This is a genomic window from Burkholderia sp. Ed8 (genome assembly GCF_040761425.1).
Classification (GTDB): domain Bacteria; phylum Pseudomonadota; class Gammaproteobacteria; order Burkholderiales; family Burkholderiaceae; genus Burkholderia; species Burkholderia seminalis.
Window position 1 is genome coordinate 234989 of record NZ_CP142888.1, and the last position, 24488, is coordinate 259476.

A 24488-nucleotide genomic window follows, 5' to 3' on the forward strand; every position below is an offset into this window, starting at 1 on the left:
ATAATGGCCGCCGCGCGACAACTATCATGGCTGGTCCGTGATTAGCCACATTAAGGTTGCCCTGCAGCACATGGAGCCTTTTAGTGAACTTGCTGGCTCATCACCTCAGGCCTGAGTCCGAGAATAGATCCGACCCCGTTGCCGCTCACCCTTATATTAGGAGAGGGTATGCGTATCTACTTCCAGAGCACGTCGATCCCGACACGGGCTGCCGATCGGCTAAAATATCGCCTTTCGCTAAAGGAATCCCAGGCGCGACAGGTGACTTCCGAGGTCTTCGGCTATAAAGACTGGGCCGACCTCCACAGCAAGCTGGGCACCAAAGTAGCCTCCGCGCTCGATGAGGCATGCGACGGCGCGACAGTAACCGAGAGACGCGTATATCAGGCGGCGCAATTGGCCGCATCGTTGGTTGATCTTCACGGTCAATCCGCAGACAACTTTGTCCGATGGTGGCGACCATCGGCCTCACATGCGCAAGAAGAGTGCGGAGACCGGCCACAAACGCCGTTCGCAGGCTCAAAGGATGATCTGAATTTCCAAGGCGCGCTTAGCACGCTGGCACACGCCACCCACGATCGCGTTGGCGACTTCGAACAAGCGCTCATCGCCGGGGTACACGGAACAGAGAACAAAAGTTCGTTGAGGTTTGTAGAATCACTTGCTGATGAGTTGCTAAGCGGCAACCGAACCCGAGAGCCGGAAGTGGCTCGCCACCTCCTCGAGGCTTTGGCGGCGCGAGGGCTGCCTCGCTCAATACTCAACCTCGCGACGAGTTTGACGCTTGGCGACGGTGGCCCAAAAGACGAAAACAGAGCCGCTGATTTGCTCAAGCAGTTGGTTGAATCTGCTTCAATCCCCGATGAGTTGAAGCAGATTGCCGAATCTCGCCTGGCGCTGTCACGTTAGGGAAACGCTGATTAATGTGTTGCCCGTTCGACTTGCAGGGCGGCCTCAAATCTGAAGTGCAACACTTTCGCCAGCCGGTAAATTCCGTGAATGGCAAAGAGAACGTACCAACAACTGCAACCTGAAGAACGTATGCGAATCGATTTCTGGCGGGACGAAGGCTGGAGCTTGCGGGCGATCGCCCGCAAGCTCCAGCGCGCGCCGTCGACGCTAAGTCGTGAGCTGGCGCGCAATACCCAGACCAACGGGCTGTACTGCTCGCGCGTCGCCCAAGCGTCCCGCAACACTCGACGGCAAGCCGCTCGGCCGGCGATAAAGCTCGCCCCCGACTCGATTCTCTGGGGTGTCGTTTGCGAGCGTCTACGCCAGCGGCAGTGGTCTCCACAGGAAATCGCGGCTACCCTGAAGCGCACCTTCCCCGACGATCCGAGTCTGCACGTGTCCCACGAAACGATTTACAACGCCATCTATGCCCAGCCTCGCGGTGAGCTGCGTCGCGAACTGATTGCCTGCTTGCGCCAGCACCGCAACAAGCGCCTGCCGCGATCGCGGGGCGCGGATCGGCGCGGCAAGATCCCCGATATGGTTAGCATCCACGTGCGGCCGCCCGAGATCAGCGATCGCCTTATGCCGGGCCACTGGGAAGGCGACCTCATCAAGGGCGCCGGCAACAAGTCTTCCGTGGCCGTGCTCGTCGAGCGCATGAGTCGCGCCGTGCTGCTGGCCCAAATGCCCGACGCGACTGCCGCGTCGGCGCTGGCCGCCTTCACGTCCAAGTTGCAATCGCTCGTCGAGCCGCTGCGCCAGACGCTGACCTACGATCAAGGCAGCGAGATGGCTGACCCTGCCTCGATTCCACGTACAGCAAGAAGTTTGATAACTTTTTGCCTGTATGGAGAAGAACATGGCAGAGCACGTGGTAGCCACGGCAGTACACGAAGGAATTCAAGGTTGAGGCGGTGCGGCTCGCTGAGAGCGTCGGTCAGCATGAAGCCGCTCGCAGGCTGGGCGTGCCGGTGGCGACGCTGGGGAACTGGTGCCGTGATCAGCGCGATGGCAGTGCGCAGGCCGCAGCGGGGCTGGCGTCGAGTGCACCGAGCTCAAGTCGTCGTCCGGTTAGCGACCTGGAGGCCGAGAACAGCCGTCTGCGTAAGAGACGGTTTCAAAAAGGGCCCGTGTGGCTGTTAACTTTTGCGGTGAGCTGTTAACCTCAGGCATCGGAACAACCGAGACCGAGGAGATGGGCAAGCCGATCATCGACGACGAACTGTGGGCATTGATCGAACCGTTACTGCCGCCACCCAAGCCGCGGCGCGAGAAGAACCCAGGCCGCTTGCCTGTTTCGAATCGCGCTGCGCTGACCGGCATCCTGTTCGTTCTCAAGACGGGACTGCGCTGGCGCGACCTGCCTGCCGAGATGGGCTGCGGCTCGGGCGTGACCTGCTGGCGACGGCTCCGCGATTGGCAGGCTGCGGGCGTATGGGATCGCTTGCACGAGTTGCTGCTCGCGAAGCTGCGCGCAGCGGACCAAATCGATTTCTCGCGAGCCGCCGTCGATTCATCATCGATTCGCGCCGTTGGGGCGGGCCAAAAACTGGGCCAAACCCTACCGATCGCGCGCGACCCGGTTCCAAGCACCACATCGTCACTGACGCCAACGGCACCCCGCTCGCCGCGATCCTGACCGGCGCGAACGTCAACGACGTCACTCAATTGCTGGCGCTGATCGACGCGATTCCGCCGATTCTCGGATTGCGCGGCCACCCACTGAGCAGACCGCGTGTGGTCTACGCCGATCGTGGTTACGACTCTGAGCGGCATCGACGCGCGTTGCGCGATCGCGGTATCGAGCCGGTGATCGCCAAGCGCCGTACTGAACATGGCAGCGGCCTTGGCAAATATCGCTGGGTCGTCGAACGCACGCATGCCTGGCTGCATCACTTCCGTCGCCTCCGTATTCGTTTCGAGCGTCGTGCTGACATTCACGGCGCGTTCCTCAAACTCGGTTGTTGCCTGATCTGCTGGAATACCCTCCGACGCGCACAGTAGCCTTTATGAAACCGTCTCTAAAGCATGTGATGCCTGTGCGAATGCCTCAATTCTGACCGGCTACAACACACATTCGATCGAATTGGAGTCCCTGCTTAGCAGGATTTGCTGCATGGAGTTTGGTCGTATACACACCTTGCAGGCATGACGGCCCTCGCGCGCAGCACGATGTTTTGCAGAAAGGCATTGACGGTTGCCATGCATGTCATTTCACTCGTCCCGCGCGAAATCGATGAGGACGCTTTTCTGATGCAGGTCTGCCTCGTAGGCCTGACGTCCCAGGTCCTTGCGATGCCCGAGCGCTTGTAGCCGCCGTGATGTCCGAAGTACGGCCGTACCGGTTGATCCATACGGCTCCCGCTTCGATACTGCGCGCCATACGCAATGCCCGGCCAATGTCCGCAGTATGCACTCCCGCTGCCAGCCTGTAGTCAGGATGGTCGGCAAGCGCCAGCGCTTCTTCTTCGTCGTCGAATAGCTGGACAGTGAGGACCGGACCGAAGATTTCGCTTTTCACCGCCTCCATCTGGACATCAACGTCCGAGAGAATGGTCGGCAGATAGTCGCTCACAACAGTCCACCCGAGCGCGACCATAGTACCCCGCTGCTCGAGCATCAGCGCGGCGATTACCTCCACTCCGCGGTGCCAGGCCGAGTCGCTTACTGCTGTCTCATGACTGGAACCTGATCAGAGTTGTGAGGATTTCGGCCTGCATCGCGGCCACGGCTGTGGGCACTGGTTGGTGTGTCGCTGATTGATTTCCCGCACGGGCTGCGAACAGCGGCGGGGGTATCGGTACCGCGACGTGCGTGTTCTAGCTCGTCGCGATTCGGCGCGTGATGGAGGCGGGCGGCCCGTGGCAGTCGTTCTAAAACGAGTAGGCGAGCGACGCGAACAGGCTGCGCGGCGCCCCCGGCGTGACCCACAGGCTGTTGTAGGAGCTGACGTAGGTAGTGCGGTTGAACAGGTTGTTCAGCACGACCGACGCGCGCAGGTGCTTGTCGATCTGCACGTAACCGTTCAGCTGCACGGTCGCATAGGCCGGCAGGTCGAAGCCGTCCTGCGTGTTGGAGGTATTGCCAGCGCGGCGCCCGACATAGATCACGCCGGCGCCTGCGCCGGCCTTGTCCGCGAACGGCAGCGTGGCCTCGTACATCAGCAGTGCGCTGCCGCTCAGCCGCGGTACGTCGACGAGGCGCGAGCCGGGCGCCAGCACGGTATCGCGCATGACCGCGGCGTCGACATACGCGAAGTTGGCGATGCCGCGCAGGCCATGACCGAGATCGCCGCTCCATTCGAATTCGACACCGCGGCTGCGCACTTCGCCGGCCGCGCGCGAGAAGCCTGCATTCCCTGGATCGGCGGTCAACACGTTGCGCTTAGTCACGTAGAACGCCGAGACGGTCGTGAGCCAGCGTGCGCCGGCCCATTTCGCGCCGACTTCGTAGCCATGCCCCTTCTCCGGATCGAACGCGCGGCCGTTTACGTCGGCGCCGTTGTTCGGCCGGAACGAATACGCGGTATTCGCATACAGCGACAGCGCGGGGCTCATCTCGTACACGATGCCGAGGCGCGGACTCAACGCGGTCTGCAACTGGCTGCTCGTCGTGCCCTTCAGGCGGTTCTCGACCGACTGGTGAAAGCGATCCCAGCGCAGCCCCGCGAGGAGTTTCCAGTGCGGCCCGAATGCGAGCGTGTCCTGCGCGTAGACGCCTTGTCCATTGTCGCGTTCGAGCAGGTCGGTCGCGGTGCGCGGCGTCGGCGCGGGCTGGCCGTAGACCGGATCGAAGATGTCGATCGCATACGGCGCCGCGGCGGTCGGCGTCGAGCGCGCGACGAATTGGTCGTAGTTGAAGCGGTACGCATCGACGCCCATCACGAGCGTATGGCCGATGCCGCCGGTACGGAACGAGCCGCTGGTTTCGACGCGGCCTTGCAGGTCGTTCGAGTGAAACTCGACTTCCTTGTAGCGCCGCCACAACGTGCGGCCGTCCGGCTGCAATGCGAATGCCTCGGACGTACGACCCGACAGGTCGGTGTTGCGTTGCGCGACGCCGGCATTGATCGACCAGCTGGAATAGATATGATGCTCGAGCGTGAACTGGTGGCCCGTATTGCGCACGTCGTAGTCGCCGTCGCGCGGCTCGCCGAGGAAGCGCGACGCGGGGATCACGCCGAGCTGGCTGTTGACCGCCAACACGCCGCGATCGAGCGGCGCGCGCTGGCGCACGCTCTCGAATTCGTAATGGAGCGTCGTGTCCGCGCCGATGTCCCACGTGAACGACGGCGCGAACAGGTAGCGTTTGCTCGACACCGTATCGCGAAAGCTGCCGTTGTTCTCGTTCATCGCGACGAAGCGGTACGCCAGCGATTTCGTGACGGGGCCGGTCGAATCGAGGGTCTGGCGCAGTGCGCCGTAGCTGCCGGCCGACACGCCGATGGTGTTCGCGCGCGCAAACTGCGGCTGCTTCGTCGTATAGCTGATGATGCCGCCCGGATCGCCGCGCCCGTACAGCGCCGACGCCGGCCCCTTGAGCACTTCCATGCGCTCGAGGTTGACGGTGTCGCGCGGCACGCTTATCCCGCGATTCCACGAAAAGCCGTTGACCAGATAGTCGGTGCCGGACGTGTTGCCGTCGCCGGCGAAGCCGCGCACCGCGTAGTTGTCCCACAGGCCGCCGAAGTTATTCTGACGAGAGACGCCCGCGACCCAGTCGTAAAGATCGTCGCCGCGCGTCGCGGCCACTGTCTGGATCAGCTTCGTATCGACGCTGCTGACCGCGAACGGAATCTCCATCACGTCGGCCTCGCTGCGCGTCGCGCTCGTCGATTCGCGCGTGCGGAACGGCGTCGTCGCGCGTTGCGCGGACACCTCGATGGTCGGCAGCGCCGTTTCCTGTGCGTAGACTGTACCCATGCCGGCCGTGCCGACGACGATGGCCATCGGTGCGGCCGCCCAGTTCCTCCTGCTCATACCGCCCCTTTTCGTGTCGTTCGCGTTTGGGCACGGCGGACGGCCTGCGCCGGCATCTGTGTTCCAAACAGTACATTTGCGTGGCAATTTAATGCAAATGAGACGCGTTTGCAATAGTAGGCTGAGCTTGGGGGCGCTTTAGAGTTCGGACAATAAAGCACGCTAGTGCGTCGGAAAGACCGTCTCATAAGGCTTTCCGGCGTATCGCCAACAGCGAGGAGCCGTGGGTTGTCCAAATAAAGTATTTATCTCAACGGCGGAGTTGTCCACTGAAAGTCCGGCTTCGTGGGTCGCAGCAGGCGTGAAACGTTTCAGACAAGTTTGCGTGAAATCCTTGGCTGACAAGGAAAACGGCCGGGCCGAATTCCATCTGCCTATGTTTCACGGACACCCTCGGCCGATCGAGCCCCCGTCCCACCCCGGTGAGCCGATGCGCTAACGTGCTTTATTGTCCGAATTCTGAAGTCACCCCTTTAGACGGCGACAATTATCTTGGCCGGTTTGACGACAATTACCTTGGCCGGTGGGGAAACGACGAAGGCGGCGTAGCCGCCGTAGGCGCTTCCCCACCGGCGGCGCCGGACGGATGGGGTTTTAGGATGGCTGATCGTCTTCCAAAAGAAGAACAGCCATGCCCGGAACCTACATTACGGACCAGCAGGTCCGCCTCTATATGAACAAGCGCAAACATCACACCCAAGAAGTCGCAGCGGCCATGGCTGGCATGAGCGTTCGAACGGCGCGTCGAATCGAGCGCGGTGCGCCGCTGCCGTCGCAGAGAGCGTCGAGAACGTGGCGCACCCGATCCGATCCGTTCGCTGACGTCTGGGAGACGGAGGTGGTGCCACTGCTGCGCCATGCACCGCGTCTGAAGGCTGTTACGTTGCTGGCCAAGCTGCAGGAAGCTCACCCCGATCGGTTTCCGGATAGCATGCGTCGAACGCTGGAGCGACGCGTCAGCCAGTGGCGCGCAATTGAGGGCCCGAGCAAAGAGGTCTTCTTCCCTCAGGAGCATCTGCCCGGCGTGCAGGGGCTGTCGGACTTTACCGACATGCGCGATCTCCGTGTCACGATCGCCGGCGCGCCGTTCGATCATCGGCTGTATCACTTCGTGCTCGAGTTCTCGCATTGGGAATACGCTGGCGTTGTTGAAAGCGGCGAGAGCTTCGAAGCGCTGTCTGGCGGCTTGCAGAATGCGCTCTGGCAGGCTGGCGGCTGTCCGCGTGAACATCGCACCGACAGCCTGTCGGCGGCGTTCAAGAACCTGCAGCAGGAAGAGGACTTCACCGCTCGCTACGCCGCGCTGCTCGAGCATTACGGTATGACTGGTACGCGCAACAATGTTGGCGTGGCTCACGAGAACGGCAGCGTGGAGTCGTCTCATCGCCACCTGAAGGAAGCGATTGATCAGGCGCTGATGTTGCGCGGGCATCGAGACTTCGCCGATCGCTCGGCTTACGAGAACTTCGTGCGCGAGGTCGTGATGCGGCGCAACCGCCGCAACGCCGCTGCATTCAACGCCGAACGTGAGCATCTGCAGGATCTGCCGTTACGGCGTACCACCGACTTCGTCGAGGAAGAAGCCCGCGTGACTCGCTGCGGCACCTTCACGGTACGCGGCATCCTCTACAGCGCGCCGTCGCGGCTGATCGGCCATCGGTTGAAGGTGCGGATTTACGCCGATCGGCTCGACTGCTATCTATCGGGGGCGTTGGTGCACAGCGCTGCGCGCGGCTCCCATGCTGCCAACAGCCGTCGGCGCGCGCTCGACTACCGGCACTTCGTCGACGAGCTCAAGCGCAAGCCCCAGGCGTTCAAGGGACTGGCATTCCGTGACGACCTGTTCCCTCGCGAAGCATATCGTCGCGCCTGGGAACAACTCGAAACCCGGATGACGCCGCGCGATGCCTGTAGGACGATGGTCGGCTTGCTCGAACTGGCCGCGCATTACGGCGTCGAAGCCGAGCTTGCCGAGCGACTGGAGACGCTGTTGGCCGCCGGTACGTTGCCTGATCTCGAACAGCTGCGCAACGAGTTCGTGCCGCGGCAGGCCCAGTGTCCGGAGGTCGTCGTCGAAATGCCGGCAGCATCGCTCTACGACACGTTACTCGACGCGGAGGTGATGGCATGAACGCACCCGCGTCCCATGATGCAGCACGCCTCGGATTGATGCTCAACGAGCTACGGCTACCAACGATCGCTCGTCTATGGCCTGAATTTACCCAGCGCTCCGACCAGGAGGGATGGCAGGCTGCGAGGTTGCTCGGCGCGCTGCTTGAGCATGAACTCGCCGAACGTGTCAAACGACGCATCGAACGCCATCGCGCCGAGTCGCATCTCGATCCGACCAAGACGCTCGACAGCTTCGACTTCGGCATGGTGCCGATGATCTCGAAGGCCCACGTGATGGCACTCGCGACCGGCGATTCGTGGCTGGAGAAAGGTGCCACGATCCTATTGTTCGGGCCACCGGGCGGAGGCAAGACGCATCTCGGTTCCGCCATCGGCCATGCCCTCATCGACGCCGGCTACCGCGTGCTGTTCACGCGCACCAGCGAGCTCGTGCAGAAGCTGCAGGCCGCTCGCCAAAATCTCCAACTGCCCTCGATGCTCGGCAAGCTGGACCGCTTCGACCTGATCATCCTCGATGACCTATCGTACGTGCGCAAGGACCAGGCCGAAACGAGCGTGCTGTTCGAGCTGATTGCCGAGCGGTACGAGCGTCGCAGTCTGCTGATCACGGCCAATCAGCCGTTCTCGGGCTGGAACGACGTGTTCCCCGATCCGTCGATGACGGTCGCCGCGATTGACCGGCTGGTGCATCACTCCACCATCTTTGAACTGAACGTCGAAAGCTACCGCCGTCGCAATGCCAGCGACAACAAGCGTCCGCGGCGGCGACAATTACCCGAAACCGAACAGGAGGAAACGACAATTACAGAAACCTGACTAACGACAATTACCCCATCCAACCGGCCAAGGTAATTGACGCTCGACCGGCCAAAGTAGTTGACGATCTACACACGGCATTCGGCTAGCCAAGGAAACGGTCAGGAAGCTGATGACGGACGCTGGCTTGTGGATTCCGCGCCGACAGCGTCCGCCGAAGGTCTACCAGCCGCGAGCGCGGCGCTCTTGCCTCGGTGAACTAATCCAGATCGACGGCTGCGATCATCGATGGTTCGAGGAGCGGGCGCCGGCCTGCACGCTGCTGGTGTACGTCGACGATGCGACGAGCCGGTTGATGATGCTGCACTTCACGCAGACCGAATCGACCTTCAGCTACTTCGAGGCGACGCGAGCGTATATCGAGCGCCATGGCAAACCGGGGGCGTTCTATAGCGACAAGTACAGCGTGTTCCGCAATACGACGCCGGGCAAGACTGGTAATCGAGTGACGCACTTTGGCCGCGCGATGTACGAGCTGAACATCGATACGTTTTGCGCAAACAGCAGTCCGGCCAAGGGGCGAGTCGAGCGAGCACATCTGACGTTGCAGGATCGCTTGGTCAAGGAGATGCGGCTGCGTGGGATCAACACGGTGGCCGACGCCAACGCTTACGCGCCCTCCTTCATGGCCGCCTACAACACACGCTTCGCAAAGCCGCCGAAGAGCGACTTCTATGCACACCGATCGCTGCGCGCCGACGAGAATCTCGACTTGGTGATGACGTGGCGCGAGCCGCGGAAAGTGACGAAATCGCTCACGGTGCAGTACGACCGAGTGATGTATTTGCTGGACGATACGCCGGAGAATCGGAAGCTGATCGGTCGAACGATCGAGGTATGGGAGTACCCGGACGGGCGCATCGAACTCCGAACAGAGGGTCGCATGTTGCCCTGCAGACAGTACGACCGGCTGGCCGAGATCGATCAAGCTGCTGTTGTCGAACACAAGCGCCTGAGTCACGTGCTCCAGGTTGCGCAGACGATCCAGGCGCAACGCGATAACAGTCGAATCGGTAAAGCCCCGTCTCGAACGCATCGTGGCGATGCGACGCGGACCAATCGAAACGAGGCTGAACCGGGCAAGAAGAAGCAACGCGAGATCACGCTGGCCGACGTCGAGCATGTGATCGTGGATCTGGCGCACCGTCGGCAAACCGCAAAGCCGCCAAACAAACCTAGCCGTCGGTCTGCAAAAGCTGAGGAAGCGAAGGTAAGCGCCCTGCCCGTTCAGGCTCCGACCTTCGACACTGCGTAACGGTCAAGACGAGGAAACAGAAGTAGCAATACCAACCTTAAAACCGGACATTTCTATCTGGCTGGTGCCCCGACATCTTGAAATGGCTAAGACAAGCGAGCGGGGCAGCTGTTTGCGGCCTCGGACGGAATCGGTGAATGTTTGCCGCTTTTGATGAAGCGCTGCAATTCGTCCCAGGCCTCGAGATAGCGAAACTTCGGCACGGCCACCAGCTGTCCATCGTGCAGCACAAGCACGCGTTCAACCACTGTCTGCTCGTGATCGAGTAACTGGCAGGGCTCATCGTTCTCGATCCGCTTGATGCAGGCGTCCAGCGCAGCCTCGGCGCTACGGTAGGGTCCGAGCTCCTCTCCTTCTGTTGTCTCGCGCCGCAGAAAGTACGCGAGGTAGACGACCCGGATCAGGCAACAGATCTGATCGAAATCACCGCTCCCGGCTCGAACAGTCGCCAGCGCCAGGTGGTTTTCCAGCGAGAGCGCATTCACCTTGGTGGTCGGCAGTGGCAACAACATCTCTTTCGTGCGCGCTGGTCGCGTAGTGCGGGATACGCCTTGCTTCCTCATGTTTCACCCTTCTTTGTCGCGCGGGACTTCACGTCGACCGCGACTCAGGTCACGTTACGCCTCACTGGCGACAATATGCAACTGGCCGTCACGATCGACTACCTCGCGCCGCATCGAAAACAGCCGACCGCATCCGCCGCACGACCAGCCCCGACCGTCGGTGTGCTGGGCGCTGCCGACGCGGCCGCAGAACGGGCATGGCGTCGTCTCGGTGGGTTCGACGCCCAACCGCATCCGTGCCGACAAGCTGCCGCTCGGCACCAGTCGATCCGCGAATTCGGTGAACATCGTGCTCCATTTCTGGATCATCCCGTGGCTTGTACCGACGAGATCCGCCGCCTGGATAACCGAAAGCGGCAACGACAGGTGTCGAATGAACAGGCGCATGCGGTCGAGCGAGCTCCTCTTCGTATTGACGAACGGCGAGCCGCGGCGCCGGGTAAATCTGATTCCGCAATTCGCGCACTTAAAGCGCGGAAATGCTCCGTTCGGACATTCATCGAAGCGCGTCTTGCGACTTCCACAGTCTGGGCATGCCGGCGGCCGATGACTGAGCGAATTCAGTTCGTCGAATGCGTGTGTGAGGCTGGCAGTCAAAACGAGATCTTCGCTTGCGCCGATCTCGTGAAAGGGCTTTGTCAAGTTCAGTGCTGTAAGCCGTTCGAATTGGCGATGCAAAGGGGTCCTGCTGATTATCGAGCGAAGCCTGCGTCGCTCCAGCGGTACCAGCTGGCAATGCGTTCCTTCAGCCGGGTGCGGTGATCCGCAGCCCTCATGCAGTGACGGGATAGCGCGAAGTGTTGCCGGATCGGACCGAAACGTGAAAGGAAAGCCTGGGTGCGCAGTGGATCGCGAAAACCCTGCATCTGGCGCTCACGCCGGCGCGTGGGCTGGTGACTGTTTTCTGCCCGGTTGTTCACCCGGGCACAGGCCTTCACAAACACGTGCTTCACCCCGTCCAGTTCGGGCACCTCTGCCTTTGCCGCCGGGTAGCTGCGCAACTGGTCGGTGACGATCTTCCGGGGTACCGGGTTTGCGCGCAGGATGTGTCTGAAGAAGCGCTTCGCGGCCGCCTTGTCGCGGCGCTTCTGCAGCAACACGTCCAGTTCGGTCCCATGTTCGTCCACCGCGCGCCACAGCACGTACGGCTCGCCGCGCAGCTTCACGAACAGTTCATCGAGATGCCAGGTCGTGCCCGACCTACCACGCACGGCTTTCGTGCAATGGGCAAACTGTGCGCCGAACCGGTCACACCAGTTGCGTACTGATTCGTAGGTCACAGTCACACCGCGCTCAAGCAGCAGCTCCTCGATGTCGCGCAGGCTCAGATTGAAGCGGTGGTACCAGCGTACCGCGCAGCTGATGATCGAGGCCGGGAAGCGGTAGCCGTGAAACGGGTTGCGGGTCTTTGGCATTTCCCCATTCTATCCGCTGGGCGCTTCAAGTTGACATTGCCGCCGAGACCGCTGCCATGTTCGTTCCGGCGCTTCGCGATCACGGGTTTGATACCGCGCTCGCGCAACGCGCGACGGTGTCTGGTGGAATCGTAGCCGCGATCGGCGTAGACGACGCCGGGCTTCTGACGCGGTCGGCCACGGACACCGCGAATTGGTGGAATCGCATCAGCGAGCGGCAGCAGCTGCGTGACGTCGTTGGCGTTCGCACCAGTCAGGATTGCGACGACGGGAACGCCGTTGGCGTCTACGAGGATGTGGTGCTTGGAACCCGGTCGCGCGCGATCCGTGGGGTTCGGGCCAGTTTTTCGCCCGCCCCAGCGGCGCGCACGGACGATGAATCGACCGCAGCATATGACAGATCGATTTGGCCGGCCGCACGCAACTTGTCGAGCAGCAACTCGTGCAGTTGGTCCCATACACCTGCTTTTTGCCAGTCGCTCAATCGCCGCCAGCAAGTCGCGCCCGAGCCGAAGCCCAGCCGAGTCGGCAAGTGGTTCCAGCGAATTCCCGTTTTGAACACGAACAGGATGCCGTTGAGCGCCGCACGATCGGACACGCGCGGACGACCAGGATCGCTCTTCGCACGAGGCTTCGCAGGCGGCAGCAATGGTTCGATCAGAATCCACAGTTCGTCGTCGATGATCGGCGCTTCCATCCTAGGACTTCCGTTGTTCTGATGCCGAACGTTAACATCTCGCCGAGAAGGTAAACAGCCCCTCACGGGGTTTTTGAACTGGCCTCTAACAGGCCGTTGAAATACCAAGCGACCTAACGCGTTTCTCTCTTCTACGAAGGGCAAGAGCGGCTGCAAATCGCTCGATTTCAATCCAGGACGTTTCGGCCGTCCGCTTCGTCGTCAGGACCGCCCGCGCCCTGCCTGGCTGATGTCGCGCAGCGATCGCAGCGACCTTGCATATTCGCTGTCGTAGGCTGGCCGCTCGGCGAGCGACTCGATCGCTGGCGTCGACTTCGGGGTCGACGGTGCCGCGCCCGGCTCGGTGCCGGCAATGTAGTACAAACTGGGCCTGCGATGTTCGCCGCCGATCTTTTTCTTGGCGACCTTACCTTCACGGACCAGCACCGACAGCAACGTAGTCATGCGGTGGATCGAAATATCGTGCCGCTTCGCGAGATCCGCCGCACAGTAGCCCTCCCCTGCTTTCATCGTATCGAACACGTCTTTCGTGCGCACTTCGATCACTCGCCGCGCACTGTCGATTCCGCGCAAACCACCGTGTTCGTCGGGCCGATAAAAACACGTTCGGTTACCACCGCTGGCATTTCGGAACATGACGCGCTCGAGCTCGCCGGCGATCGCCAGGCGTTCCATCAACGTGCGAACCGATGCGGTTGACAGGCCTAGCTTTCGGCCGATTTGTGATGGCTCATAGGCGCGGCCTGGCTCCATCACCTCGCGCACTTGCAGCGCGTCGGGTGTGAGCTCTGACGGCTTTTCCGGCATGTGAGTCACTTCCTTTTCTTGCCCTTGCTCGTAACCGGATTGACGCGTTCCTTCAGCGGCTTGCCCGCAGTGAACTTCACGCCCTTCGACGCAGCGATCTTGATCGGCTCGCCGGTCGCCGGATTACGTCCGGTACGGGCCGCCCGCGTGCTGACCTGGAAGCTGCCGAATCCGGCCAGCTGAACCGATTCGCCTTCGGCCAGCGTCTGGCCCAACAGATCTAGAACCACATCGACCAGCTCGCCCGACGCGACCTTGGTTTGTCCGGTGCGTTGTGCCAGGGCCTCGATCAATTCGCTCTTGTTCATTGTTTATCGCTCACTCATCACATTGTTTATTTCGGATAACGGCATGCCGCCCGACGCGCACGAATTAGCCGACACGGATTCGATGTCATTCGACTCGCGCACGCGATCGTCGTTCCGATCTGTGAAATTGTCCAGCCCGTCCATCATGGCATTTCGGCCACGTGAGACAGCTTTCCGAAACCGCTGCAAGCGTGCCTTTCTCATTTTGCTTTCGGTATAAAGCGGATTTCCCGTTTCACAAGCTCTCGACAATCCATCTTGCCTGAGGACAAGCTGTACCACAAGCACTCCGGCCATTCCATAACTTCAATCGTACTTATGTGAATCTGAGCCCCACGACCACTTTCCAGTGATCTGGACAACTTGTTTCGATACCTTTCGACGGCGTTGTTGCATTAATCAGGTGTGAGGACGAAGTGGTGCCTTTGTTCACGACCTCAGACGAGACGAACGGATTGGGGGCGTGCGAGTTCCGCCATCCGATTGAGCACGCCCACGCGAACGGCAACCTCGGTCGCTTGTGTGTCGGTGCTGCGTGCCCACAGGCGTCCGACGAAGTGAAAGTTGATCCATTTCGGAAGTAAAACTTGTACCGGGGTGGCGAAATCATCGAACCGGAACCGCCGGCATCATCAGAATAGCTGCGCCGGAAGCGGCACAAGATTCCCCCACTTCACCGCACTCCGGAACGCACGGCCATCCTCGTCAATCGATTCGATGATCACGCGCTGACCGCGCGCTTCGGCCACCACCCTCACCACCCGCTCGTCGTAGCGCATCAGCGCGCCGATTTCCGGGCACGCTGTCTTCTGCCTCCCGCGTCCTGCGCGGCTCATGCCTTTCCGCCGGGCTTGCGAACAGTGCCCTTCGCAGCGCCGGGGGACTGCTGCGTCGCGCGCCGCGGAGTGCGTCGTGGCGCACTGCCCGGACTGGACGCTTTTTGCCGCAGGCGTTCGAGTTCCTGTGCCTGGGCCGCGTGGCTCGCCCACATGGCTTCGATTCGCCCTTCCAGCATACCCGCCTGATGGCGCAGATCGCCCAGTTGCGTATGCAGCGACTGGATCTCAGCCTGCGCCCGCTCGCCGTCGCGAGCCGCGCGTTGCTGGACACCGCCCAGTTCACGCTGCAGACGCGTATTCGCAGTACGTTCGCGCTCGATCTCGAGCAGCGCGCGCTTTTCCGCGGCCTGCAAACGCGTCTCGGCCAGCTCCGTGCTGGTTCGCTGTTTGTCGAGTTCCGCCGCGAAATCGGTACGGGCCTGCGCTAAGGCGGCATCGCGCTCGCGCAGTCTCTGATGCGCACGTGCCAGCTCGCCCTCGAGCACGTCACGTGTTGCCGCAGCCGCAGCCTGCGCCTGCTCGAGTTCATGAATACGCACCTGCGCGGCCAGAAGGGTGGCCGTGCGCTGCTCGAGCGCCGTTTCCGTACGCGCCAGATCCGCCTGCACTGCGGCGACTGCGGCTTCGGCAGCGAGCCGCGCGGCTTCGACGTCGATGCGCAGCGCCTGCAGGGCATCGTCCGCCGCTCCCGCCGCACGCCTCCAGAGCGCTGCGACCATCTCGCCGGCGACATCCCGCAGTTCAGCGGGCAGGTCGGCGTGCTCGACGCGAACACGGCTTTTCTCCCGGAGCTCCGCCCAGAATGCCGCAAGAACCGCAACGGGCGTGCTCATGCTGCCGCGGCGCACAAGCTGGTAGAGGCGGTTCGCCGTGGGCGTGATACCGAAGCGGAAGAACAGCAGCGCACAGGCCTCCCGGTAGAGATCGCGCGTGTCCGGAAACTGGGCTTTCAGGCGCTCGATCTCGGCATGCAGGCGGTTTTCTTCGGTTATGGAGTCGGACATGGACGTTCGGCATGACAACAGTTAGATAATAATACTGTGTAATTTGCCATTTTCCTACCATTAAGGCCCATAATTTTGACATTATCCTTATAATGTTGAGAATATATAATGGAAGTACGAGAACTATCGAATGACACCTTGAGGTAGCCCGGATCCCGTGAAAACTGCCCTGACCGCACCGTGCCCGCTCGACGCACTCCAACTGCCCGACGATCTCGACGGCCGCATCGGTGCCAACCGCGCCACCGGCCGTCGCCAAATCGCCGCCGATGACGACCTTGCGGCCGTGCGCGCGTGGCTGGCGCGCGTCGCCGACACGAAAACCACCTTCGATAACTACCGCAAGGAAGCCGAACGGCTGCTGCTGTGGTCGATCGTCCAGCTTGGCAAGCCGCTGTCGTCGCTCACGCACGAGGATCTGCTTGGCTACCAGCGCTTCCTAGCCGACCCACAGCCGCGCGACCGCTGGGTTGCCGCCGGACGCAAATTTGCACGCGAAGATCCACGCTGGCGCCCTTTCCACGGGCCGCTTGCCGCATCCAGCCGGCGCCAGGCGATGGTGATCCTCAACGCCCTTTTCTCGTGGCTTGTCGGCGCGGGCTACCTCGCCGGCAACCCGCTGTCACTCTCACGCCAGCGCGCACGGCGAGCGGCGCCGCGCGTCACGCGTTTTCTCGAGCTTGACCTCTGGCAGGAGGTCAAGCTCTACATCAACAGTCTGCCGCGCGACACAGACCGCGAGCGCGCACGCTACTGGCGCGCGCGGTGGCTCTTCACTCTGCTCTACCTGGGTGGCTTGCGCATCTCGGAAGTCAGCGGCAACACGATGGGGGACTTCTTCTGCCGGCGCGACGCCGGGGGGCACGAGCGCTGGTGGCTCGAAATTACTGGCAAGGGGGACAAGGCACGCCTAGTGCCCGCCTCGACCGAAATGATGATCGAGCTTGGCCACTACCGGCGCGAATGCGGTTTGCCCGTATTGCCCGCAGGGCACGAGGACACCCCGCTCGTGCTGCCGCTCGGCCAGTCCACGACACCGCTCACGCGCGCGGCCCTGCACACGATCGTCAAGGGCATTTTTGCGGGCGCGGCAGAAAAGCTGCGTATGCGCGGTGAAGAGTATGCTGCACGGGCAGCCCAGCTCGAGCGCGCTTCGGCGCACTGGCTGCGCCACAGCGCGGGGTCGCACATGGCGGATTGTGATGTCGACCTGCGCATGATCCGCGACAACCTCGGACACGTCTCGCTCACTACGACGAGCCTGTACCTGCATGCCGACGATGATGATCGGCATCAGAAAACCGAACAGAAGCATCGTATGGACTGGTAGCACCCACCCTGGCGCAACGATGCTTGATCGACAGGGAAATTTCATCGAGCTGTTGCATCGACCGGTTGAATCCACCACCCATTGCAGTCGCTCGGGTTTCGTTGAGCAATGTCAGCTCTGCAGAAAGCTGATCTTCTCCGTCACTCGCCGCACCGTCTGCCCCATGACACATTGTTGCCCCATAGCGAGTATGGTCGAATTTTGAAAGACCTGGATGTCCGCCTGCAATGGAGGCTAGGTACATGGAAATCCGGAAGGGCCTCGCCCTTACTCCTTGAGCCAAGCCTTCTTGATCGCCTCGAAGTTGAGCTGCTTCCATTCTTCCTTCCAGAGCTGGTAGTACGGGATGTCGGTCGACGAGGGCGGCGGGTCGCAACGCTCGACCTTGACTAACGACGGCATCACCACAGACTCACCGATCAGCAGTGCCTCTCCGGCGCCCAAGGTCGGTAGCTTGTCGCAAAGATTGCCAAGCGTGTCAGGCAGCAGGCGCGCGACGTAGCTCTGGTCACTCGGGTTGGTCAGCCGCATCGCGAGAAAGTTGCTGCACTGGGAGAAGATTGTCTCGGAGATCTCCGACGGGCGCTGACTCGACAGGAGCAGCGTCACACCGTACTTGCGACCCTCCTTGGCTATGCGTTCGATCGAGAACTTGGACGCACGAAAGCGCGCCAGGTCGCTGTTGGGTACGTATTTGTGGGCCTCCTCGTACACGAGCAGGAGCGGCGTGTCGGTGTTGATCTTCTCCTTTGCCGCAGTCCGCATCACCTTGTAGTGGTACCCGTACTCGAACAGAATTCGCGAGATTAGTGACACGGTGATGCTGAGGACCTCGAAGGGGACGCCGCTCAAGTCGACGATCGTGACGTTTGACTGTTCGTCTCCGTAGCCGATCAGGCTCTTCAGGGTCCCCACCAGCGTGGCCGTGTCGGCGGACGGACCGAAGAGAAACTGCAGGCGGTCCTGCTCCACCTTGGCCTCGAAGCGCGCGAAGAACTTGTCCAGCGACTTGTCTGCGTAGCTGCCCGGTGTGATGCTCTGGCCTTTGGTCGGATGGAAATCGAGTCGCTTGGCAAAGTACAGATCGAGCCGCTCGCTCGCGGAGAGCTGCAGGCCGTGGCTGTTGTCGGTCTTGCCTTCGGGCAGTAGCGTGTAGCTGCCGTCCACCACCATGTACCGCGCCTCGTTCTTCGAGTTCACGGTCTCGCTCTTGATGTTGTACAGCGCGTTCAGCACCTCGTGGATGTTGAACTTCAACGGGCTGTCGTAGAAGACGTTCTTCGCGCTGGTGTTGTGGCGCTTCTTATTCTCCGTCACCAACTGGCGGAACACGGCCGACTGGTTGTAGTTGTCGCGCTCGCCCGTATCGAGCAGCACCTCCTCAAGTTCCTCGCTATTGAGCAGCCAATAGGGCAAGGTCAACGTACTGGCGTCGAGGAAGTTCGCATCAGGGAAAGCCGTTCGGTACTCGGAGTGGATGTCGAAGATGACGACGTGCGAGTTGTTCAGCGAGTATTGGCCGTTCTTCGCGCTCACCGCCATCTGGATGATCTTGGCGATCGTGTGAGATTTACCGGCACCGGTGGATCCTACTACGGCCAGGTGTTTGTTGAAAAACCGATCACCGTCCACCGGCACGGTGATCTTGTCGTTGGACACCAGAGCGCTGAAAGCGAACTTCTTGGCCGGGTCGACCGAATCCTCGAAGATCTTCTTGATGTCGTCTTCCGTCGCCGGCGAGACGCCCGTTGGCGGAATGGTCAGCGTGTCGCCGCCGCGGATGAACTTGCCGTCGGCGATGATTCCCAGTGGGAGCGCCTCGATGATGTGGCGGCGCTCTGCCTTGTCGTTCACCTCAATGCAGAAATTCTCGATGATGGCAATAAGCGCACAGTCCTCGCTGTCGGTGACGCGCAAGTACGAGCCCACCTTGAGGCTCTTGTCGTTGGCGAACGCCGAGATGTTGCCAACTGAGATCTTCACCTTGTCTGGGAAGACCGCGATCACTTCGGCCTTGATGTCTTGAGAATCGCTCATGCCTGCATGATCTCCTGAAGTAGATAGGCACTGTCACTCTTGATCGAATGAAGCCCCCTGGCCTTTGGCACGAGGGTACTGTCGAGTGGCGTGGCCTTGTAGAAGTCGTAGACCTCGACGACCAATCCGGTGCAAGCAGCGATGGTCGGCGCCAGCTGCTGTTCACCGGGGACGAACTTGATCGTCCAAAGGTTGTCCTTGGTGGGGGCCGCCGCCAGCATGGCGGGCGAGAACTCGGCGCCTTGGAATGGATAGCCATCATTGAACGCCACGCCCTGCGTCCATAGGCTGGCCTTGAGCTCTATCAACTGCTCGGTCGTCACGCCCCGCAGCAGCACGTAGGGGCAGAACCTGTCGGTCGCAGGCGTTCGCTGGAGCTCCTTGTGCGAGAAGAACTGGCCGATTCGAACGAGCATGCGGGTGGCCTTGTCCACCTCGTACTCATCGGCCATGTCGATCACAAAGAACCTGGCGGCCTTGGGTAACTTTGTTTTGCCGAAGTAGAAGTACCTGCGGCGGACCATTCGCGCGAAATACTCGCGTCCCAGGTGCTCCCGCAGCCAAGCGCTGAAGACCACCTCCTTGCGGTTGATGGCCCTCATGAACTGATCCTTGGTGATCTTTCGCTTGGCCTCGTCCGCCTCGATGGCCAGCCCCTGAACGACGTTTATCGCTAACGGGTAGAAGAAGCTCAGCACGTCGCCGGTCGAGCAATCGGGGATCTCCGACTCCAGGAGCTTGAACACGTTGGCCTGCTGATTGTCGTAGGACAGCGCGTTCACATCAATGTCCAGCAACGCGCGAAAGGCGGCAAGCTGGACATCGGTGATTGCCAGTTCCTCCTGCACCTTGTGGACCTGCTTGTCCTTCGTGTAGGTTAGGAAGTGCTCTTTCAGGAACTCGTCCGTCAGCGGGAGCGTGAGCTTGTGCTGACCGCCGCGGTAGTGGCCGTATAGCCGGTACCTGAACACCTGGTCGGTAGGGCAGCCCGCGGCATGGAAATGCCGCAGCATGTGGATTACCGCCTCTTTGATTACCGAATGATTGTACTCCGTGCCTTCGTAGTACTTGCACTGCACGAAGGCACTCTTATTCCCATCGTCCAAATCGATGTCTTCCACCCCCTCGACCGTGATGCTCCCGTGCTTGGTCGCCTCGAGCAATCGCACGATCGTTTGGTCGAACTGGTAGAAGTAGCCTTTGATCGTCGCGGTTGCACTGCGGTCGGTCACGGTCGGTCCTCGGATTTGTCTCAGCGGCAATTGGTCGTTACTGGGAGGCGGCTCCGCCAACCGAGCCTGCAACTGGATTGGACTCCTGCGACAACTCGCGAGCGGCAACGCCCAGGTCCTGCCACGTCTGTGGATGGCAGCTGAAGACGAGTATCTGGTGCCTGCTCGCGGCGTCGTAGAGCACGCGCTTCATCTGGTCTAGGCGATCCTTGTCGGTGTGAACCAGCGCATCGTCGAGGATGAGCAAGGTGGACTTGCCGGCCTCCTGCAGTAGGTCCGCGTACGCAAGCCGTGCGACGACGCCCATCTGCTCGCGAGCTCCGACGCTGAGTTCTTCGAACTCGCCGGTCTCAGCGCCATTGGTGCCGACGCGGGTGATGCGCCCCGGCGAAAGGTCTTCGCCCACCTCAATGCTCGAGCCCGGGAACAGGATCTGGAGGTAGTGGCTCAGGTGCCGTTGAAGCGGCGCACGCAGGCGCCGCGCCAGCGCGGAGCGCTTCTCGGTGAGCAGCTTCAACAGGTGGCTCAGCGCATTGGCCCGGCGCTCCAGCTCGGCGCACCGTCGCCCCACCTGGTCGAGCTCGCGCTGCTTGTCGGCGGCCACTTCTTCCAGCCCCAAAGCGCCTTTGGCCTCCAGGTCGGCCTCAAGCCGGATGATCTCGCCCGCGCGCAAAGCATGCGCGGCCTCCAACTGCTTGGCGCTTCGTTCGAACCGCTCGACATCCTGCTGCAGGACCGACATATTGAGCGAGCGCAGCTGCTCTGCGAGCGCGTCCACGTCGGCTTGGGCCGTGGTCTCGCGCGCGAGCGCATCGGTCAATGCGTGGCTGGCGGCCGCCTTCTTGTCCGCGCGCAGCGGGTCGCTGAGCGTGGCCCTGGCCGCGGCCAGCTCATCTCGCGCGGCACTGACCAGGGCATTCGCTTCGCTGACGGCGAGCTTGGCCTCATTCAGCTGGGCCGACGCATCGTCCAGGGCCGTCCTTGCCGAAGATTCGTCCGATTCCGCTTGCGATACGGGAACGCTGGCGGTCTCAGCCCCCACCGCCAGCGCCAAGGTCTCCAGCGTCTGCTTGGCTGCGGTTAGCTTGGTCGATAGCGCAGCCACGTCCGCTTCCAACGCTGCAAGCCCGTTCGGGGCATGCGCCGCGAGCACGGATGTGGTCGCCTTGCCCTCGGCCACTCGCTGCGCGTGCAGCCGCTCACGCGACTCCGCTTCAGCCAGGTTAGCAACGCCCAGACTCTGAAGGAGCACGGTCAACTCATCGCGCTGACGATCGCGATCCCCAATCAGACTCTGCAGATCTTCGCCGCCCGGCAGCACCGTGATGCGGCCCACCCCCTCGATGTCGATGCCCGTGCGCGCCACCACGGTCAGGCGCTTGGTGCCCATTACTTCGGCACCAGCCACCCGCACCTTCGCGCCAGGCTCGAGCTCGAAGTCTAGCGCGGTGGACACCGCGTCCAGCTTCGCCTGCGCGGTGCGAAGGCGGTCGGTGCCCTCGCGCAGCCGCTTGAGCTCGACGCTGGGCAAGGCGAGCGACAACGCTTCGGCCTTCAACCGAGTCAGCTCTTCCTGCTTGAGCTGCGCCTCGTGCAAGCTCCGCTGCAAAGCCTGCGCCTGAGTCGTGAGATCGATGACAGACTTCTCCTGGGCCTGCCATGCGGCAACTTGGCGAGCCACCACCAGCCGCTCGCGCGCCTTCGTGCTCGTGAGCGCGGCCTCCGCATGGCGAGGCTCCCAGGCCTGAAGCAGTCCCTGTGCCTTGATTAGCTTGCTCTGAGCCGCTTCCAGGTTCACTTCTCGCAGGGTTAGCGCTTCCTCGTCGCGCTCCATGAGCTGGAGCTGCTGGCGTACGGCGACGACCTGCGCCATGGCCTGTTTGAGCAGCACCTCCTGCGCGGTCCGTCTGTCGGCCAGCCCTGTGGCGTCGTTCAGCTTGGCCTGAGCCTGTGCGAGCTGCTCGCGCACGGCCAGCCAAGGCCTCGCTTCGTCATCTCGCCCATGATCGCGGCGCAAGGTTGCCAGGCGGTCTACGTCGATCCGGTACGCGTCAATTTCCGCGCGCAAGACCTCGAGCGTCTCCTCCAGCGCTGAACGGCGCTTGAGCGCCTCCGCGTACGTGCCGCGGGGTGCCTCGGTGGATGGAGTCAGGAGCTGGTTGCGCTCGGACTCCACGGCCTTGATTACATCGTCGCCACTGGTGGAGGCCAACTCGCCCAGAGAATCCCCCAGTGCGTTGCGCAAGTGATCGCTGGCAAAGCCGACGGCCTTGGCGAGCTCGTGCGAGGTGCCCTGCTTGATCCAGAGCAGACCAGGAATGCCCATGTGCTCAGGCGAGCTCCCACCCCTGCCAGCGAAACTGAAACCCAGCATTTCCCCCAGGTGATCCTCGGCCTCGGTCCCGTCTAGGACCTTGCCGTCGATGCTCAGCTGGCATCGCTTCTTGCCCAGGAACGACTTGCTGAGCCGCGCGGGCTTGCCGCCGAGCTCGAACTCGATCTCCACCGAGGGTGTCGCGGAGCTATCACTCCACGGGCGCAAACCACTGACCGAGTTGGACTTGTACCGCTCGAAGAAAGCCGCTCGAATGGCTTCGGCCACGGTGGACTTGCCCGCCTCGTTCGGGGCGACAAACAGGTTCAGTCCGTCGGCGAAGTTGCCCAGCTCCAGGGGCGCCCGAAAGCGTTTGAAGTTCTCGATTCGCAATCGCTTGAGTTTCATGCACCAGCTCCCAGCCCGGAGCCATGGTCATCGAGGATTCGAGCCAACGCCAGGAGCGCGTCCCGCGCCAACTCGGGCTCGATGCCGGTTTGCTGCTCGCGCAGCTCCTGCAACACTTCGCCCACGAAGCCATCGGCCTGCAGCGCTTGGATGTCCTCCTCGGTGGGCTCCAGCCTCAACATCGCTGAATCCCATAGGACAGCGCGGGCCTTGGCCCGGGCCGTACCAAGCGAGGCCGACAGCTTGCGGTGTCCCGCCAAGTTGCAGGTCCCGAACACGCGCACGTGAAGAACATCGCCGCCGCCTACCGCATCGAGTATCCGCACAACCTCGTCAACGTCCGAATCGACGGCCATCTGCTTCTCGATCTGACGCCAGTTGAACTTGCCCGTGGGGACCGCAGTGATAACTGGCTCGAGCGCCGTAGCCTCGATGGAGACGAGCAGCGCCTGGCCGGAGTCATTGGCCTTAAATCGATCCGACTCTGGCGTGCCGGCGTACCAGGTCTTGCCATCAACCCGCTTGGTGCCATGCCAGTCTCCCAGCGCCAGGTAGGTCAGCCCCGCGCCTTGTGCCCGGCCTGCAGCGATCGGATTTGCCGAGTCCACGTCCTCGGGAAGGATTCCTTGCACGCTACCGTGAGCCAGACCGATCCGCGGCAAATCGTTGGTTGAAACATACGTCGCGAACCACTCGGTTAGGTCGATATAGGTGTGGCGCTGGGTCAGGGGTGCCGGCAACAAGGTGAACTTGCCGGCCACCACAATGGGCTTCGGTTCCAGGCATACGATAACGTTGTCCGGGATCACTCCAAGGCGCCGCGCCCGGCTCCACACCGACTCGGCCAGCGCAGCGTCGTGGTTGCCCGGCATGAGGACCCAAGTCCCAGTGAAGCCTTGCATCGCGTTGAAGAGCCGACGGATCGTCTTGTCAGCCACCGTTTGGGCGTCAAACACGTCGCCTGCGACCAAGATGGCATCGACACCGCGATCGGTCGCGATACCAGCCAATCGCTCTACCACGGCAAAGCGGGCCTCGAACAGCGCAACAGCGTCGTCAGGCTCAAACTGCGCGAACACTCGACCGATCTGCCAGTCGGCCGTATGCAAAATTGAAATCAAGTCGCCCCTCCCCGATCGCTATGTATTGCAGGAGTTTGCTCGCTGCGGGAGCTTAACGCGCCGATCACGATTAGTTTAACGCTTTGAAACACCGCTCAAGCGCTTGGCTGCTTCACCGCATCTTGATGCTCAGTGAGCATGGGTCCGAGCCCGACAGCAAAGAAATCCTATTCCGGTCAACAACCCAGGCGTACTGACGATGCTCCTTGCCAAGGTTAGATTGGAGCGCCCCCAATGCGCGATTCCTCTTTACCGATAGCCGTCAGGTACGGTTGC

The 24488-nt window shown here is 61.8% G+C and carries 16 protein-coding genes and 7 pseudogenes; 8 read left to right on the forward strand and 15 right to left on the reverse strand.

Going from position 1 to position 24488, the window contains the following annotated elements; translation table 11 throughout:
• The first annotated feature begins 168 nt into the window (after positions 1-168).
• From VXM69_RS34105 to VXM69_RS34120, 4 genes and pseudogenes are all read left to right on the forward strand, one after another.
• The gene (locus tag VXM69_RS34105; protein ID WP_175907913.1) at positions 169-909 is read left to right on the forward strand and encodes a hypothetical protein; all 741 of its coding nucleotides are present in this window, start codon (positions 169-171) and stop codon (positions 907-909) included.
• Between the two features lie 132 nt (positions 910-1041).
• Positions 1042-1737, forward strand: a pseudogene (locus VXM69_RS34110) (IS30 family transposase); the annotation flags it as partial.
• Between the two features lie 64 nt (positions 1738-1801).
• Positions 1802-2063, forward strand: a pseudogene (locus VXM69_RS34115) (transposase); the annotation flags it as partial.
• An 86-nt stretch (positions 2064-2149) separates the two neighbouring features.
• Positions 2150-2958, forward strand: a protein-coding gene (locus VXM69_RS34120) for an IS5 family transposase (protein WP_244135780.1) whose coding sequence is annotated in 2 segments (ribosomal slippage) — positions 2150-2498 and positions 2498-2958 — 810 coding nt in all. Because the reading frame shifts where the segments join, the coding sequence is not laid out codon by codon here.
• A 210-nt stretch (positions 2959-3168) separates the two neighbouring features.
• On the opposite strand, the pseudogene VXM69_RS34125 reads toward VXM69_RS34120, so the two are convergent.
• Together VXM69_RS34125 and VXM69_RS34130 are read right to left on the reverse strand one after the other, a co-directional pair.
• Positions 3169-3526, reverse strand: a pseudogene (locus VXM69_RS34125) (aldehyde dehydrogenase family protein); the annotation flags it as partial.
• 301 nt (positions 3527-3827) lie between these two features.
• Positions 3828-5933, reverse strand: coding sequence for a TonB-dependent siderophore receptor (locus tag VXM69_RS34130; RefSeq protein WP_175907915.1), 2106 nt, complete (start codon positions 5931-5933; stop codon positions 3828-3830).
• Between the two features lie 631 nt (positions 5934-6564).
• Between VXM69_RS34130 and istA the strand changes: the two genes are divergently transcribed.
• The 3 genes and pseudogenes from istA to VXM69_RS34145 form a co-directional block, all read left to right on the forward strand.
• A complete protein-coding gene (istA, locus tag VXM69_RS34135; RefSeq protein WP_367190397.1) occupies positions 6565-8064 on the forward strand; it encodes an IS21 family transposase in 1500 nt (499 codons plus the stop codon).
• Positions 8061-8882, forward strand: a complete 822-nt coding sequence (gene istB, locus VXM69_RS34140; RefSeq protein WP_175907721.1) for an IS21-like element helper ATPase IstB — start codon at positions 8061-8063, stop codon at positions 8880-8882. Before istA ends, istB begins: the two co-directional genes overlap by 4 nt.
• A 73-nt stretch (positions 8883-8955) precedes the next feature.
• Positions 8956-10137, forward strand: a pseudogene (locus VXM69_RS34145) (ISNCY family transposase); the annotation flags it as partial.
• 86 nt (positions 10138-10223) lie between these two features.
• Here VXM69_RS34145 and VXM69_RS34150 read toward each other — a convergent pair.
• The 9 genes and pseudogenes from VXM69_RS34150 to VXM69_RS34190 all read right to left on the reverse strand — a co-directional run bounded on the left by VXM69_RS34150 (position 10224) and on the right by VXM69_RS34190 (position 15770).
• The gene (locus VXM69_RS34150) at positions 10224-10649 is read right to left on the reverse strand and encodes a hypothetical protein (protein WP_175908233.1); all 426 of its coding nucleotides are present in this window, start codon (positions 10647-10649) and stop codon (positions 10224-10226) included.
• Positions 10650-10754: 105 nt separating this feature from the next.
• Positions 10755-11255, reverse strand: a pseudogene (locus VXM69_RS34155) (DUF746 domain-containing protein); the annotation flags it as partial.
• 137 nt (positions 11256-11392) lie between these two features.
• Positions 11393-12115, reverse strand: coding sequence for an IS6 family transposase (locus tag VXM69_RS34160; RefSeq protein ID WP_367190399.1), 723 nt, complete (start codon positions 12113-12115; stop codon positions 11393-11395).
• Positions 12116-12156: 41 nt separating this feature from the next.
• Positions 12157-12812: pseudogene (locus VXM69_RS34165) on the reverse strand (IS5 family transposase); the annotation flags it as partial.
• Positions 12813-13013: 201 nt separating this feature from the next.
• Positions 13014-13619, reverse strand: coding sequence for a hypothetical protein (locus VXM69_RS34170; RefSeq protein ID WP_175907294.1), 606 nt, complete (start codon positions 13617-13619; stop codon positions 13014-13016).
• 5 nt (positions 13620-13624) lie between these two features.
• Positions 13625-13927, reverse strand: a complete 303-nt coding sequence (locus tag VXM69_RS34175) for an HU family DNA-binding protein (protein ID WP_175907296.1) — start codon at positions 13925-13927, stop codon at positions 13625-13627.
• Positions 13928-14364: 437 nt separating this feature from the next.
• A pseudogene (locus VXM69_RS34180) lies at positions 14365-14472 on the reverse strand (IS5/IS1182 family transposase); the annotation flags it as partial.
• 87 nt (positions 14473-14559) lie between these two features.
• Entirely contained in the window at positions 14560-14763 is a 204-nt protein-coding gene (locus VXM69_RS34185) for a hypothetical protein (RefSeq protein WP_175907247.1), read from the reverse strand.
• Complete coding sequence (locus VXM69_RS34190) at positions 14760-15770, reverse strand: DNA-binding protein (protein WP_175907298.1); 1011 nt, start codon at positions 15768-15770, stop codon at positions 14760-14762. Before VXM69_RS34190 ends, VXM69_RS34185 begins: the two co-directional genes overlap by 4 nt.
• Positions 15771-15927: 157 nt before the next feature.
• Here VXM69_RS34190 and VXM69_RS34195 point away from each other — a divergent pair, with 157 nt between their 5' ends.
• Entirely contained in the window at positions 15928-17100 is a 1173-nt protein-coding gene (locus VXM69_RS34195; RefSeq protein ID WP_175907300.1) for a tyrosine-type recombinase/integrase, read from the forward strand.
• 267 nt (positions 17101-17367) lie between these two features.
• On the opposite strand, the gene herA is transcribed toward VXM69_RS34195, so the two are convergent.
• Genes herA through VXM69_RS34215 form a run of 4 tightly spaced genes read right to left on the reverse strand, consistent with a single transcriptional unit; the run spans position 17368 to position 24212 of the window.
• Positions 17368-19137 carry an anti-phage-associated helicase HerA gene (gene herA / locus VXM69_RS34200; RefSeq protein WP_175907302.1) on the reverse strand — a complete coding sequence of 590 codons (1770 nt, stop codon included), beginning with the start codon at positions 19135-19137 and terminating at the stop codon, positions 17368-17370.
• Positions 19134-20369 (reverse strand): DUF4297 family anti-phage-associated protein, encoded by a 1236-nt coding sequence (locus VXM69_RS34205; protein WP_175907304.1) that lies wholly within the window; start codon positions 20367-20369, stop codon positions 19134-19136. The genes herA and VXM69_RS34205 overlap by 4 nt, the downstream gene beginning before the upstream one ends.
• Positions 20370-20406: 37 nt before the next feature.
• Positions 20407-23091, reverse strand: coding sequence for an AAA family ATPase (locus VXM69_RS34210; RefSeq protein ID WP_175907306.1), 2685 nt, complete (start codon positions 23089-23091; stop codon positions 20407-20409).
• Complete coding sequence (locus tag VXM69_RS34215; RefSeq protein ID WP_175907308.1) at positions 23088-24212, reverse strand: DNA repair exonuclease; 1125 nt, start codon at positions 24210-24212, stop codon at positions 23088-23090. Before VXM69_RS34215 ends, VXM69_RS34210 begins: the two co-directional genes overlap by 4 nt.
• Between the last annotated feature and the right edge of the window lie 276 nt (positions 24213-24488).